The 13564-nt window shown below is 62.0% G+C and carries 15 protein-coding genes; 10 read left to right on the top strand and 5 right to left on the bottom strand.

Translation table 11 applies throughout. The annotated features are described in order from the left end of the window. Positions 1–29: 29 nt before the first annotated feature. The gene (locus WYS_RS05095; RefSeq protein ID WP_238540773.1) at positions 30–752 is read right to left on the bottom strand and encodes a transposase; all 723 of its coding nucleotides are present in this window, start codon (positions 750–752) and stop codon (positions 30–32) included. A gap of 92 nt (positions 753–844) precedes the next feature. Next, positions 845–1051, bottom strand: a complete 207-nt coding sequence (locus WYS_RS16355; protein WP_201798849.1) for a hypothetical protein — start codon at positions 1049–1051, stop codon at positions 845–847. 229 nt (positions 1052–1280) lie between these two features. Here WYS_RS16355 and WYS_RS05090 point away from each other — a divergent pair, with 229 nt between their 5' ends. The 4 genes from WYS_RS05090 to WYS_RS05075 are packed head-to-tail and all read left to right on the top strand — an operon-like array spanning position 1281 to position 5235. Continuing rightward, positions 1281–1763 carry a hypothetical protein gene (locus WYS_RS05090; RefSeq protein ID WP_019177088.1) on the top strand — a complete coding sequence of 161 codons (483 nt, stop codon included), beginning with the start codon at positions 1281–1283 and terminating at the stop codon, positions 1761–1763. 31 nt (positions 1764–1794) lie between these two features. Beyond that, a complete protein-coding gene (gene larB, locus WYS_RS05085; protein ID WP_019177087.1) occupies positions 1795–2562 on the top strand; it encodes a nickel pincer cofactor biosynthesis protein LarB in 768 nt (255 codons plus the stop codon). Between the two features lie 14 nt (positions 2563–2576). Then, the gene (locus WYS_RS05080) at positions 2577–4259 is read left to right on the top strand and encodes a PHP domain-containing protein (protein ID WP_162137701.1); all 1683 of its coding nucleotides are present in this window, start codon (positions 2577–2579) and stop codon (positions 4257–4259) included. Between the two features lie 7 nt (positions 4260–4266). Then, positions 4267–5235: a GNAT family N-acetyltransferase gene (locus WYS_RS05075; protein WP_019177085.1), complete on the top strand. Its 969-nt coding sequence runs from the start codon at positions 4267–4269 to the stop codon at positions 5233–5235. A 19-nt stretch (positions 5236–5254) separates the two neighbouring features. Here the strand turns inward: WYS_RS05075 and WYS_RS05070 are convergent, their stop codons facing one another. Next, on the bottom strand, positions 5255–5875 hold the full coding sequence (locus tag WYS_RS05070; RefSeq protein WP_147654442.1) for a DedA family protein: 621 nt from the start codon (positions 5873–5875) through the stop codon (positions 5255–5257). Between the two features lie 93 nt (positions 5876–5968). Then, positions 5969–7279, bottom strand: a complete 1311-nt coding sequence (locus tag WYS_RS05065) for a PQQ-dependent sugar dehydrogenase (RefSeq protein ID WP_019177083.1) — start codon at positions 7277–7279, stop codon at positions 5969–5971. 131 nt (positions 7280–7410) lie between these two features. Between WYS_RS05065 and WYS_RS05060 the strand changes: the two genes are divergently transcribed. Genes WYS_RS05060 through WYS_RS14470 form a run of 3 tightly spaced genes read left to right on the top strand, consistent with a single transcriptional unit; the run spans position 7411 to position 9138 of the window. Further along, positions 7411–7710 carry a DUF2769 domain-containing protein gene (locus tag WYS_RS05060; RefSeq protein ID WP_162137700.1) on the top strand — a complete coding sequence of 100 codons (300 nt, stop codon included), beginning with the start codon at positions 7411–7413 and terminating at the stop codon, positions 7708–7710. A 55-nt stretch (positions 7711–7765) separates the two neighbouring features. After that, complete coding sequence (locus WYS_RS05055) at positions 7766–8860, top strand: PQQ-dependent sugar dehydrogenase (protein ID WP_019177081.1); 1095 nt, start codon at positions 7766–7768, stop codon at positions 8858–8860. Continuing rightward, a complete protein-coding gene (locus tag WYS_RS14470) occupies positions 8857–9138 on the top strand; it encodes a DUF2769 domain-containing protein (protein ID WP_019177080.1) in 282 nt (93 codons plus the stop codon). The genes WYS_RS05055 and WYS_RS14470 overlap by 4 nt, the downstream gene beginning before the upstream one ends. Positions 9139–9142: 4 nt before the next feature. Here the strand turns inward: WYS_RS14470 and WYS_RS05045 are convergent, their stop codons facing one another. Continuing rightward, complete coding sequence (locus WYS_RS05045) at positions 9143–10372, bottom strand: MFS transporter (protein WP_019177079.1); 1230 nt, start codon at positions 10370–10372, stop codon at positions 9143–9145. A gap of 170 nt (positions 10373–10542) precedes the next feature. On the opposite strand from WYS_RS05045, the gene WYS_RS05040 reads away from it, so the two are divergent. From WYS_RS05040 to WYS_RS14465, 3 genes are all read left to right on the top strand, one after another. Continuing rightward, positions 10543–11514, top strand: a complete 972-nt coding sequence (locus WYS_RS05040) for an NAD(P)/FAD-dependent oxidoreductase (RefSeq protein WP_019177078.1) — start codon at positions 10543–10545, stop codon at positions 11512–11514. A 138-nt stretch (positions 11515–11652) separates the two neighbouring features. Further along, positions 11653–12591: a prenyltransferase gene (locus WYS_RS05035; protein ID WP_019177077.1), complete on the top strand. Its 939-nt coding sequence runs from the start codon at positions 11653–11655 to the stop codon at positions 12589–12591. A 4-nt stretch (positions 12592–12595) separates the two neighbouring features. Further along, positions 12596–13552, top strand: coding sequence for a polyprenyl synthetase family protein (locus WYS_RS14465; RefSeq protein WP_019177076.1), 957 nt, complete (start codon positions 12596–12598; stop codon positions 13550–13552). The last annotated feature ends 12 nt before the right edge of the window (positions 13553–13564 follow it).

Below are 13564 nucleotides of genomic sequence, written 5' to 3'. Positions count from 1 at the left end.
CTCACGTGGGATTCTAAGATCGACATCGTTCATGCCGGAGCCTCCTGAGGGGTATCAATGCGCCCTTTGCATGCATCCCTGTATACATGCAATCGACCATCACCTTCTCCCAGAGGAGGACGCAGCGCGATGTTGAACGACGCGTTCACGTCGGCGTGGTCAACGTGCCCACAATGAGGACACGTAAAGTCCTTGCCGTCCCTGTTACCTATCCTGCCACAGCGTGAGCGCTGTTGGCTGGTGTAAGCAGGGTCAACGTAGGCGACCGGTACCCCGCGCAGCTTGGCCTTATACTCTATTTCTTGCTGGATCCGATAGAACTCCCAACTGTGCAGCGAGGCCCTGGACGACCTGGATGTGCGTGCGGTCTCTCTGATTCCGTCCAGCCATTCTAATTTTATACCGCACTCTTGCCGGACGGCTTCTTTCACTATGGCACTGGTGACCTTGTGGTCTATGTCCTTAATTTTGCGTTTCTCCTTGTTCCTTATTTTCTCTTTGGCCACCTTCGGGTGGCCTTCTTTGTAGAGGTGTCTCCGCATCTTGGAGTACTTCTTGTGGATGTGCGGCACTTCCTTGCCGTACTTCTGGACCTTGCCCGTGGCCGGATTAGCTACAACGGCGATGTGACCGGTCGAGTTAAGATCCACGCCAATCCAATTCTCGACCTCCCGGACCGGGATTTCATTGATAGTAACGGTGATGTGCGCACACTCTTCGTCTAACTCGACTTGGTTGACCTTCTCGAACATCGGGAGGTGGCTGATGTCGAGGCGAAGCTTGAGACAGGAGATGTAAAGCTCTTTACGGTCAGAGATCACCCTCGACGCTCGGCCTGGAAGGGTCAACTTGACGCTGTGAATGGCTCTAAGGTTGGAGTTACGATAGTATTCCTGAGGATTTGGTTCGAGATCTCAAAAGGCAGGCCAATGTCCTTGACGTCCTTAGATGTCCCGTAACCAACGCGGAGGGCATACTCCGCCACCTGCCTGGCCTTCACTAACTCTGCACTTAAATCCCTGTTGTGCTTGAACTTGAAGGTCAGGAGCATACAATCTCAGAGCATGTGGAAATATTAACGTCTTGAGGGGAGATGGCCGAAAGTGATTGGTGTCGCAATTCATCCCACAGTCAAGGTCGTGGAGCAAGATAGCCCACGACCTGTTAGTTCGCTCCACCCAACACTCCGGCATTTCAATGGGCTCCCCCGCCGGAGTGGCCAATTGATTTATACAATGGCCGTCCAACTCTCGATGGCCCCTTGAGGGAGGGTAGCTCTGATGGAACTCTTCGACAAGATCAAGGCCGAGCACAAGGAATTCAATGACCAGATGACTGGATTGGTCGGCAGCGACCCCGTCTCCCGCCGTGAAAAGGTCATAGCGCTGAACACGTTCGTACTGGCTCACCAGAAGGCAGAGGAGGAGACCATCTACGAGGCCTTCAAGGAACTCGACGGCGTCCCCCGATCTATGGCGCTGGTCCGCTGCGAAGAGCACCATGTCCATGAACTCCTGACCACGGAACTGGAGGATGAGGAACTCGCGGACGATATCTGGGTGGCGAAATTGAAAGTGCTGATGTTCATGTACCAGCACCATGCCAGCTACGAGGAGAAGGAGCTGTACGACATGGCCGTGGACTACTTCACGGACGATGAGATCAGGGAGTTCCTTAAGAAATACGAGGAGGTGGAGGGCCGCCTGTTCGCGGCGGTCCGGTATCCGCCGCCATCATCGGAGGTTCTGTCCCGCGGGCAGTAAATTAGATTATTGCGCCAGCATATGACCGCTTATGAGCGTGCGGGACGTTCTGGAACGATACAGGAAGGGCGAGCTGAGCTGCGATGAGGCCGAGCGCCTGGTGCGCATGGACTACGTCCGCGGCATCGGCGAGCACACTATTTTCGATCCGCGACGCTCCGACCGCAAGGATATCCCCGAGGTGATCTTCGGCCAGAGCAAATCGCCCCAGGCCGTCGCGGAAATAGTGAAGGAGGTCATGAGGGACAAGGAGGTCCTGCTGGTCTCCCGCGCCACCAAGGAGCATTTCGAAGCGGTGCGCGGTGCCATCGACCCGCTGCCGGCGCGCTATGAGGAAGGGGCCAGGATGATCGTGGCGGGAGGGCGAAGGGGTCCTCTGGACCGAGGCAGGATCGGCATCCTGGCCGCGGGCACTTCCGACGCGCGGGTGGCCGACGAGGCCAGGGTGGTGGCGGAATCCATGGGCGTGGAGGTCATGGCCGCGTACGATGTGGGCATCGCCGCGTTCCACCGGTTCCTCGACCCCCTGGTCGGCATGCTCGATTCCGGCGTGGACGCCCTGGTAGTGGCGGCGGGGATGGAGGGAGCGCTCGCTTCGGTGGTATCCTCGCTATCCGATGTCCCCGTCATCGGGGTGCCCACCTCGGTGGGATACGGGGCGGGCGCGGAGGGGCAGGCCGCCTTGCTCTCTATGCTGCAGTCATGCTCCCCCGGGCTGGCGGTCGTCAACATCGACAACGGCGTGGGAGCGGGGGCCACCGCCGCATTGATAAGTATTAGGTGCTGTCGCCACAAATAGTGATAGGGATCGTTATGAGGATGGCGACCGGCCGGACGGACAACAAGCGGGCGGCGGAGCATTTCTACGACCTCGCCCTGGCCATGGAGATACAGGGGGAGCACTGGAGGGCAACCTCGTACCTGAAGGCGGCCCACAGCATCGAGGAGCTGGGGGAGAGCGTCCGGTCCATCAGCGAGCGCGGCGAGCTCCAGAAGATCGAAGGCGTGGGCGAATCCATCGAGTCGAAGCTGGACGAATACCTCGCCACCGGAAAGATAGAGACGCTGGAGAACGTGAGGGACGTTCTGCCGGAGGACATCACCCTGTTCCGGAACATCCCCACTCTCGGGACGAAGCGCACCGCCGACCTCGACATCGTGCTCGGCGTGAGGTCGGTGGACGAGCTCCTGCGGGCCATCTCCGAGGACCAGCTGCCCAAGGTACCCGACCTCAGCGAGGAGATCGAGCGCAAGACCATGGAGTGGCTGGTGTGGCGCCGCGAGGAGGCGGCGGAAGTTCCCACTCCCAGAGCGGTCAGGTCGGCGAATTTGATCATGAGCTTCCTCAAGGCCGGCGGCGAGGTCGGACGGGTCGCGCTGGTCGGGCCGGCCAGGAGGAAAGCCTCCACCGTGGCCAACATTACTCTGATATTCGCTTCCGACCGCCCCGACCTGGTGGTGTCCCGCTTCGCTCTGTGCCCCGAGGTGCTGGAGCTGACGGTGGTGGAGAGGGACCAGGCGGTGGGAAAGACCGCCTCGGGCGCGGCGTGCATGATCAGATGGGTAAAGGACGAGGCTTTCGCCTACGAGCTGGTGAGGTCGACCGGCTCCGACGCTCATGTGAAGGACCTGGCCGCCAGGGCCAAGGAACTGGGTCACCGCTTCACCGTCGGGGGGCTTGGCAAGGGGACCCAATGCTCGGAGGAGGAGATATATGAGGTGCTGAACTTGCCGCCCCTTTCGCCCGAGCTGCGGGAAGGACGCGCCCTCCCCGACGGCCCGGTGGCGGAAGCGCGAGATCTTCTGGGCGACCTGCACGTGCGCGCCGCGTCCATCGACGGAACGCAGAGGGTGAGCGAGATAGCCGCGGCGGCCAAGGAGCTGGGTCATCAGTACGTGTGCTTCTGCGACCGAGTAGGCGGAAGGAGGATGGACCTCCCGGCCCTGGAGCGCAGGAACGCCGCCATCGACCGGGCGGCCGACGCGGTGGGCATCGACATACTGAAAGGCGCGGAGGTGGACATCGCCCCGGACGGGCGGCTGGACTTCCCCTCCTCGGCGCTGGACCGCCTGGACCTGGTCATCGGTTCTGTGAACACCAAGCTGTCCATGGGCGGGGAGGAGACGACCCGCCGTGTGCTGAGGGCGCTCGACGACCCCAACCTGGATGTGCTGGGCCACCCCACCAACCGGGTCATAGGATTGCGGGAGCCGTCCGCTATCGACCTGAAGGCTGTGGCCGCCAAGGCCGCCGAGGTGAACGCCGCTCTGGAGATCAACGCCTACCCCGACCGCCTGGACCTTTACGACGATGTCATTTACAACCTTTATGAACAGGGAGCTTCCTATAGCATAGGCACCGATGCCGCGTTCCCCAACGAGATCATGTACTGGGACTGGGGGCTGGCCATGGCCAGGAGGGCGCTGCTGCCCCCGCAGAGGCTGCTGAACTCGAGGACCGCGGACGAACTCAGGGGGAGAGGCTGGAGGAAGTGAGCACCGAATGAGCATGTTCATAAGGAGCAAGGACAAAGCGCCCCAGCTCCGGTCCATGACCCGTGATGACATGGAGGAAGTGCGTGAGGTGGGGCAGATCGCCTGGTCCGACCTTGCCACTCATGACATCGGCCGGAAGTTCAAGTACCCCAAGCGCTCGGAGAGGATAATCGACGCCTACCTGTCCAACGAACCGGGCGGGTGCATCGTGGCTGAGGAGGACGGAAAGATAATAGGCTCGGCGTTCGCCCATGTGTGGGGCCGGATCGGATGGATCGGACCGTTGGAAGTGCTGCCGGCCTGTCAGAGCCACGGGGTCGGGAAGCTCCTTCTGGGCGCCAGTGAGCAGCATCTCCGGGAACGGGGGTGCGAGATCATAGGACTGGAGACCATGTCGCACATCCCCAAGCACATCCATTTCTACATGTCATCGGGATATCGTCCCAGCTCGCTCATCCTCATAGTGGAGAAGGTGCTGCGCTACGAAGGGCGGTCCACCGCCAGCGTGGTGGAGCCGGGGGGCGCCGGCATAGAGGGGGCCATGCCGGCCATATCGCGCCTGAGTGCCAAGGTGAACCCCCTGCTCGACTATTCGAGGGAGGCGGCCGTCACGGTAGGGAAGCGGCTGGGGAACGTGTACATCTTCGAGGAGGGCGGAGAGGCCCGGGGCGCGGCGATAATGCACTCCTATCAGAGGGGCGAGGAGGCCAGCTACTCGTCGATCAAGGCGCTTCTGGTGGACCCGCAGGCGCCCAATCCCTTGGAGATAATGTCCTCCCTGCTCTCCAAGTGCGAGCAGGTGTCCCTGGAACAGGGCAAGAACCGCCTGCTCACCCGCTTTTCCGGCGACCATCTGCAGCTGTACAATGTGCTGCTGTCCCATGACTACATGCTCAAAGGCGCTAATGTGCGCATGACCAAGCTGGGCGACTACCGCGAGAACGGCTCGTACCACATCACCTCTTGGGCCGGCTGAGCTGCGGACATCCCATAGATCAGCTTCGCTCCCGGGACCGGCCCCGTCTCTTTCGGTGGACGAGGTAAATCGCCGTCAGCACGACGAACAGCGCCAGGACCAGGAGGTCATATCGATCGACCACCGCCACCGCCATCTCCCAATCCTGGCCAAAATACAGGCCGATATACGCCAGGATGAAGCAGAAGGGGATGGAGCCCAGGAAGGAGAACGTCGCGAAGCGCCGCAATCTCATCTTGGCCAGGCCCGCAGGGAATGGTATGAGGTCTTTCGCTACCGGAACGAGCTGGCAAATGAAGACCACCGGATCGCCGTGTCTCTTGAACCAGCCTTCGGCCGTTCTGATCCTCTCTTCCCCCAGACCAATGTACTTCCCATAGCGCTCGGCGAAAGGTCGTCCTCCCCACAGGCCAACAAGGTACATGGAGACGGAACCGAGCATGCTGCCGAACGCTCCTGCCGCCGTGACGAGAGCTATGTCGTACCTCCCCTCATAGCAGAGCGCTCCGGCGAACCCCATCACCGCCGCGCTGGGCATCGGGACGATGGTAGCGTCCAGCGCCATCAGGAAGGCCAGGCCGGGGTATCCCATGGACGAGATCAGGTCTTTGACGAGGAAGACGCTGGGTTCGAAGAACACCACGATCGCCTCAGGCTGTCACAGAGGCTGCCATGGCGATGGCCGCAGGGGCGCGTTCATCATGGGTGCACCGCATAATGCTTCCTCGGACGATCAGCTCTTCCTGGGCGGCACGATTTTGTACACTCTGCCCGAGCTCCCACTGGGCCCCTGGGTATCTGAAGTGAGTACATACAGCTCATTGTCGATATCCTGGCCGAACGCCAGGACATATTCATTCAATCTGTCCCTGCCCTCGATGATGATCTCGTCCATGACCCAGGCACCCCCGTCCGGAGGAGGGGAGCCCACGAACATCCGGCCATCGGCCCTTCCGTGGGTGCCGCTCAGGTCTCCAAAGATGTAACGGCCCCTGAGAGAAGACATCGCCCTTCCCCTGTAGACATACCCGCCGATGACCACCGATCCGATGCCGCCGGACCTGTTCGAAAGATTCCGGTATTCTATGATGGGATCGATGAGCGGTTCACCGCGGAAACCGGTGGAGGAGCAGCCCAGGCGGTCGGCGGCATTGTCATTCGGATCGAAGCAGTGAGAGCCTTCTTTGAGGTTCCACCCATAGTTGCCGCCCCTGACGATGATGTCTATCTCCTCCCAGCGGACCTGTCCGGCGTCACCGGCGAACAGCTGACGGTCCCCACCGGCATCGAAGGAGATGTGGTACGGGTTCCTCAAGCCGTACGCGAAGATCTCGGGGGGCCCTTGGCCATCAGTGAACGGGTTGCCAGGCGGGATGCCATATTCCTTACCGTCCGACCTGCCGTCCACATCGATCCTGAGTATCTTGCCGAGCAGAGCGTTGAGGTCCTGCCCGTTGCCCGTTCCGGGCGTGTGCCCCTCGTCCTTGTCGTTCTCTCCCCCTCCATCCCCCAACGGGACGTACAGATAGCCGTCCGGTCCAAAGGCGATGTGCCCTCCGTTGTGGTTCATCTGGGGTTTGTCCAGTGACAACAGTACTCTTCTTGAGCCGGGGTCCGCTCTGTTCGGATCGTCTTTGGCCGCCCGGTACTCGACGAGGTGGTTGGTGCAGTTCCATCCCTTGGGCGCTCCATCCCGGAGGGGCGCGCTGTAGAAAAGGTAGAACTTTCCGTTGGTCCTGAACTGGGGGTGAAAGGCCATCCCGAGCAGTCCCCGTTCATCGTATTTCGGGGCCAGCTCCACGATCTCATCGGCAATGTCCAAGAACGGGGTTTCCTCCCTGGTGCCGTCCGATCTCAGCACGAGCACCTTTCCGGCCTGGTCCACCACGAACAGGCGGCCGGACGAGTCCGGCGGTGCGGCCAGGGCCACAGGGTTGATGAAGTCCTCCGATACGATCTCGATCCCTACGGCCGCCGGGAACATCTTTTCCCTCGCCTCTTCGACCGGGAGCGGTCGGGGCCCGCTAAACGCCTTCTTGAACATGCGCTCGTCACCACTGTCCGTTGCGCCTCCATCGGATAAATAAGTTCCATGACCAGATGGTCTGGGCCGAGGGGTGGCCCGGAGAAATCTACTTAAACCCTGGCCTGGGATTGAATCGGATGGGTGCTCTGTTGGACAGGTTCGAGGAGATCATGAAAAACGCGGGAGGTCCGGGCGAGGAAAAGAAAGAGAAGATGGCCAAGGAGAATCAGGAGAGGTGCAATTGCCCTCCCTGTCCGACATATGCCCAGTGCGCAGAGGAGAAGGGCGAGCTGGTCTTTTGTCTGCGCGAGAAGAGCTCGTGCATCAAGGATACAGTGGTGTGCTTCTGTCCTGATTGCCCGGTGCATAAGGACCTTGGCATGGTTAACATGTACTACTGCCTTCGCGGCGATGAGATCGAGCAGCGCGGTTCGGGGTCGAGAAAGTGATCGTCCGGAACATACCTTCGACATTGGGCCGGGCCGACGCCCGGGGACCGCTGCCATGAAGCCTATCGAGAGCTGGTGGACCTTCCCGGGGTTCCGCCTGGAGCACTTGGCTACCGGCCTGGATAAGCCGGTAAACATCGCTCCCGTTCCGAACCCCGGAAAGAGGCCGGGCGACCCGTTGCTGTACGTGACCGAGCTATATGGGCGGGTGCGCGTGGTGACCAATGACTGCCAAGTGATAACGTATGCCGAGGGGCTCCTGAACTATCGTCCCGATTTCATCTTGCCCGGCTCAGGTGAGTCCGGGGTGATGGGGATATGCGTAGAGACGCAGAGCGGTGACCTCTTCATATCCATGCTCTACAAGGACGGCAATGATTTCAAGGCCAAAGTGGTCCGGACCAAGAGCAGGGACGGACTTAGGATGGAGTCGATGGCGGCCGTGATAGAGGGGATCCCGTCGGTGCTCGGCGCCCATCAGATCCATGCCGTGACCATCGGCCTTGACGGGAAGCTGTATGTCAATGTGGGAGATGGCATGAAGCGGTCGGAGGTGGCCCAGGACGACAAGGACCTGCGGGGCAAGGTCCTCCGTATGAACCTTGACGGCTCGATCCCCTCCGACAACCCTGACCCGGAGAGCCCGGTGTTCGCCAAAGGGCTGCGAAGCCCCTTCGGCGCGACCTGGCGGAAAAGCGACTCGTCGCTTTACATCTCTGACAACGGCCCCCGCACGTACGATCGGGTGGCCAGGATCCAGGCCGGAGGGAACTACGGGTGGCCCATGGACATGAAGCAGAACTCGCTCTTCTGGTGGACCTTCACGCAGGCCCCCACCGCTCTCGCGTTCATGCAGGATGGTCAGTTCCCCCAGGAATTCCATGACCACCTGTTCGTGGTGCTTGCTGGCCCCGCTCGATATCGCGCTCCCTCCATGAAAGGCAAGAAGATCGTGAAGCTTGAGCTGGACCGCGATGGTTCGGGGATCAGGTCCTACGATGAGTTCGTTGCCTATACCGGCGAAGGGATCGGGATGCCTGTCGGCATGGCCTTCGGCCGGGATGGCATGTACTTCACGGACCTGCATGGGGAGGGGAGCGTCTATGGCGCCGAGCCCCAGGGCAACATTTTCGTGGTGAGGCCCGAATGAGCGCTAGAGGAACGAACATGGGGCCGCCAAGATGCGTCAGGGAGATCAGGAGCAAGAGGGTCCCGGATACGGAGGAGAACTTTGAGATGTGCTACTGCAAAAGCTGCCCCACCTACGACGAATGCACGAGCAGGAAGGGGGAGAAGCTGTATTGCTCTAGAGGAAAGAGCGGCTGCAGACTGGAACGGCGGGGATGCGTTTGCGGCGAGTGCAATGTGGCCATCAAGTACGCGCTGTCGTCCAATTATTATTGCATTGCCGGCGTGGCCAAGTTCTGACCGCTCACTTCCGGCCTCCTGCCTTGGAGCGCACGGGGTCCTTCGCCGGGATGAGCAGGAGGCCGGAAACGGAAAGGATCATTCCGGCCACCAGGAAGGGGGAGGCGTTTATTGGCCCCGCCGATGCCGGTATGAACGCTGTCAGGATTATCGGGCCGATGAACGAGCCAAGGTCCCCCATGGTCCTGAAGATCCCCATGGCCCCTCCCAGGTCCGGTGGCGGGGCCACATCCGTCACGTACGCTCCTACGGAGCCGGAGAGGCCCAAGGCGAAGCCGAGGGCCGACATGATCACCGCGAAGGTGAGCAGATCGGTGGCCAGTGGTATCATGGCGGCTACGATACCGCCGAAGAGCAGGCTGGAGAACAGGAACGGTTTCCGCCCCAGGCGGTCGGAGAGCGAACTGGCCGGCAGCAAGGATAAGAAATTGAAGCCGGCCGACAGCGTCAATGCCGCCCCCAGTTCGACGGTGGTCAGCCCCAGGTTCCTGACGGCAAAGAGCGGAACGATGGTGGAGACCAGGCCGGCGCGGAGGATCGAAGTGGTGAAAAGGCCCGCGTTCACGGAGGTCAGGGTATAGTTCCTGAACGTCCTGGTGATCTGATGAAGATCGACGCTCGCTCCCCCCGCCCCTTTGATGGACGCCCCGCTCACCAGGAAATATACCATCGCGGCCGAGATGAGCGTGAAAGCGGCGTAGATGAGGAAAGGCCCGCTCAGCCCGTATGCCTGTCCGATAAGGCCGCCCAGGACCGGCCCGCTGGTGGTCCCCAGGAACTGGAGGCTGATGAACAGGCCCAAATGTCTTCCCCGCTTAGCCGGCGGGGCTGTCCTGCTGATGCCAAGATATGATGTGGTGAAATAGATCGCCGAGCCGATCCCTTGCACCGTCAACCCGATGAGGAGCATCCAGTAATCGACCGCGAACGCTGAGATCATGGCGGAGGCGGCCACGATCAAAAGCCCCCCGAGCATGAACCGCTTTGTTCCCAGCCGATCGGCAACGATCCCAGAGGGCATATCCAGGATCACCTTGGAAATGGCCGAGGCCGATACCAAGGCCCCCACCATCACGATGGATACGTTGAACGTCAGGGCATAGAGGGGCAGGATGGGGGCAACGGTCCCCAGGCCGAAATTGACCAAGAACCCTATTATGGAGAATATGAGAGTGGACCTCAGAGCCAGCTCCATGATCGACCGGTCGTTCCGCCTTTTCGAGCCGCCTCCCATACGCCCTGGCATCCCGCCCTATTTGTCATTAGCGATTTTGGAGCGCTGGAAACGTCCACCGGGCCGGCGACGCCGATGCCGTTACGATCAGAGAATGCCCGGACCAGGCTCCCGGAACTTCAAAAGATTGATAGCATGGATGCCATCATACCCCCGAAAGGAGAACGAGAATGAAGATAGCTATTGCCGGCGCGGGAATGTCTGGGGCGTACATGTACAGGCTTCTGAAGGAACGGGGGTTCGACCAGGTGGACCTGTACGACGTGAAGAGGACCACCCGCTGCGGCCGTCATCCCTGCGCGTGGGGAATGTCCCCGTCGGCAGAATACCGCCGGCTGGTCTCCCGCTTCGCCGATCCCGACAAGTTCATCATGCTGCGCACCACCGAAGTGTCCATAGAGGGCGTGAAGATGCCCGGCGATGTCGTGACCGTGGACAAGCCGGCGCTGCTGGACGATCTCACCGGCGGCGTGCCCATTTTTTACTCCCCGATACAGACCCAGGAGTACGATAGGGTCATCGACGCCACCGGGGCCGAGCGCGCCTACCTCGGACCGATGGATGGGCAGGACTTCGTCGCCGACACCATCCAGTATCGGATCAGAAGCCCCCAGGACCTGGGGATGCGGTTCAACCTGAACTCCATCGGGTACGAATGGTGCTTCCCCCTGGGGAACGGCGAATATCATGTAGGCTTCGGGAACCTCAAGGCCTCCACGGCCGAATACCAGCTATCGATAAGCTTCGATCCTTCCGAGAGGGTCACCCGCTGCAAGTGCCTGAGCAAGATCCGCCTGACCTCCCCGCTGAGCTCCCAGCCGTTCTATCGCGGCAACGTCGTCGGAGTGGGCGAGGCGGTGGGCGCGGTGGGCCCCATCGCCGGCGACGGCAACCTCTATGCCATGCAGACCGCCGAGATGCTCATGGACGACTGGGACCGCCCCGAGAGGTACGCCCGGGCCGTTCTCAAGAAATACAGGTGGATGCACAAGGAACGCCTGGCCCTGGAGAGGCTCCTGGGCGGCCACATGCCCACGCTCTCCAATGCCCTGACCTTCAAGCAGCACTGCAAGCGGGCGGGCATCAAGATGACCGTGCCCCACATAGTGTCCCTGTTCAGGAAGATGCTGGATTCGTCCTGAGATCTTCGCCATGACGGGCCTGGCGCCCGGGCATATGTTAATTGCCATTGAGCGCAGACGTTCTCGCCGGCATGATAATGTCGGGAGAGGGATCGGGCCGCCAGGGCGGAGGTCGGGGCAAGGGGCTCAGGTGAGCGCATGGACCTCCTTTCCTTAGCGCACTTCGCTAGGATCAAGCCCCTGATTGCGTGGAGCATCAGCGGCTCGGTCCTGGGGCTGGGACTGGCGCTTTACATATCCGGCGGCCGCATCGTGGCGGTCCTCCCCACCGCGTTGGCCATGGTGGCGGTGGTGCTCATGCAATACGCCGCCCACCCCCTCAATGATATCATGGACTGCCAGGTCGATCGCCAGGCCCCCATCGGGGCCACCGGGCGGGTGAAGCCCCTAGTCAGCGGCGCGGTGACCGTGAGCGAGGCCAAGCATCTGACCACGGCCCTGGTGCTGATCATCCTGGCCATCCTCGCGTACTTGATATATCTCCGGCCGCCCCTGATACTCCCGGCGGCCTACGGCATGGCCGCGCTCATGGGATACAACCACCCCGCCGCCAGGCTGGCCTATCACCCCTTCACCGAGCTGTACATGGCCGTCCCGGTGAACGCCATCGTGGTGTTCGTCACATCCTACATCGGGTCGGGGGCGGCGTCCCCGGTGGCGGCGGCAGTAAGCGTCATCTTCGGTTTCGCCTCCTCGGCGGTGTTCGTGAGCATGATGAGCATGGACCTCCCCACCGACCTGGCTAATGGAAAGGTGACCACTGTGGGCAGGTACCCGCGCTCCTATTGGTGCGCCATCTTCCCCGGCCTCGGGCTGGCCGCGGCGGCGGTGTCCCCGCTCCTGCTCTACGACGAGCTGGGCCCCCCGGCCACCGCCCTGTTCCTGGCAGTGTCTATCCTGGCGTTCGTCCCCATCATCGCCTACGGGCTGATGGTCGACCAGCTTCGTCACCGGTACCTGCGGGGCGAGGTCAGGGACCCCGAGGGGAGGGCCGGCCGCCTGAGGCTTCGACAGCTGTACATATCCAGCGCCTTCGCCTTCGTTCTGGCGGCGCTGTTCGCCTCCCGGAGCTGGTGATATCATGGAGCAGCGCGCCGAGCCGGAAGGGGCGGCCAAGATGCCGGACGACAGTGGGGAGCATACATTCCTCCGGTACCTGGAGAAGGTGAGGCCGGCAGTGGACCGGCGCATCGCCGGATGCATATCCGCCCTTGATCCCGACGGCGCCATGGACCCCGAGCTGGTCGCCCTGACGGGGATCGGCAAGAGGCTGCGGGCGGGGGTGTGCATGCTATCGTTCGACGCGTTCTCCGACGACCCCGAGGGACTGGGCGTGGCCCTCGACCTCTCCGCGGCCATCGAGATCGCTCACAGCGCCAGCCTGGTCCTGGACGACATGCTCGACGAGGACGAGGACCGGAGAGGGATGCCCGCCCTGCACATGTCCAAGGGGCGGAAGAAGGCCCTGCTGGAGGCGGTGGGGCTGCTTTCCATGCCCTACTCCATCGCCGCCCGGCACGGGGGAGGGTATGTGGACGACCTCGCCCGGACCCATCGCCGCATGGTCGGCGGCGCGCTCGCCGAACTGGACGTGAAGCCGGAGGAGATGCCGTCCAGGCTATATGACGAGGTGATATCCCGGAAGACCGGTGACATGTTCGGTCTGGCCGCGAGGTTCGGCTCCTCGGCGGCAGGCTGCCCTGCGGACCTGGTGGAGCGGATGGGGCGGTTCGGCGCCGCCGCGGGCAAGGCAATGCAGATCGGCGACGACATCTCGGACCTTCGGACCCCGGCCAGGAGCGGTGGGCCGAACAATGCCTCGGAGCTGCTGCTGCTCCGCTGCGGCGGGGCGGATGAGGTCCTGGCCAAGGCCATCCACGCTGCGCTTCGAACCCTCGACCTGGTGGGCGAGGCCCCCGAAGTTCCGGAAAGGCTTTCCGCCTGGATGCCGGTGCTGAGGTCGTCCCCCTCCGAGATCGCCGCGCTGATGATGAACGAGGAGCGTACTGACAAAGCCTCTCACCGGCACATCCCCTGATGCACAATCGAA

Source organism: Methanomassiliicoccus luminyensis B10 (assembly GCF_000308215.1).
Classification (GTDB): domain Archaea; phylum Thermoplasmatota; class Thermoplasmata; order Methanomassiliicoccales; family Methanomassiliicoccaceae; genus Methanomassiliicoccus; species Methanomassiliicoccus luminyensis.
Note: the sequence above shows the minus strand (reverse complement) of the source record. Positions and strands in the feature narration are given on the sequence as shown.

Excerpts from the sequence above, each read along its gene's own strand:
- WYS_RS05055 (WP_019177081.1), top strand. The coding sequence starts at position 7,766 with ATGAAGCCTATCGAGAGCTGGTGGACCTTCCCGGGGTTCCGCCTGGAG.
- WYS_RS05090 (WP_019177088.1), top strand. The coding sequence starts at position 1,281 with ATGGAACTCTTCGACAAGATCAAGGCCGAGCACAAGGAATTCAATGAC.
- WYS_RS05035 (WP_019177077.1), top strand. The coding sequence starts at position 11,653 with ATGGACCTCCTTTCCTTAGCGCACTTCGCTAGGATCAAGCCCCTGATT.
- WYS_RS05065 (WP_019177083.1), bottom strand. The coding sequence starts at position 7,279 with ATGTTCAAGAAGGCGTTTAGCGGGCCCCGACCGCTCCCGGTCGAAGAG.
- WYS_RS05075 (WP_019177085.1), top strand. The coding sequence starts at position 4,267 with ATGAGCATGTTCATAAGGAGCAAGGACAAAGCGCCCCAGCTCCGGTCC.
- WYS_RS14465 (WP_019177076.1), top strand. The coding sequence starts at position 12,596 with ATGGAGCAGCGCGCCGAGCCGGAAGGGGCGGCCAAGATGCCGGACGAC.
- WYS_RS05045 (WP_019177079.1), bottom strand. The coding sequence starts at position 10,372 with ATGGGAGGCGGCTCGAAAAGGCGGAACGACCGGTCGATCATGGAGCTG.
- WYS_RS05095 (WP_238540773.1), bottom strand. The coding sequence starts at position 752 with ATGTTCGAGAAGGTCAACCAAGTCGAGTTAGACGAAGAGTGTGCGCAC.
- WYS_RS16355 (WP_201798849.1), bottom strand. The coding sequence starts at position 1,051 with ATGCTCCTGACCTTCAAGTTCAAGCACAACAGGGATTTAAGTGCAGAG.
- larB (WP_019177087.1), top strand. The coding sequence starts at position 1,795 with ATGAGCGTGCGGGACGTTCTGGAACGATACAGGAAGGGCGAGCTGAGC.
- WYS_RS05080 (WP_162137701.1), top strand. The coding sequence starts at position 2,577 with ATGAGGATGGCGACCGGCCGGACGGACAACAAGCGGGCGGCGGAGCAT.
- WYS_RS05040 (WP_019177078.1), top strand. The coding sequence starts at position 10,543 with ATGAAGATAGCTATTGCCGGCGCGGGAATGTCTGGGGCGTACATGTAC.
- WYS_RS14470 (WP_019177080.1), top strand. The coding sequence starts at position 8,857 with ATGAGCGCTAGAGGAACGAACATGGGGCCGCCAAGATGCGTCAGGGAG.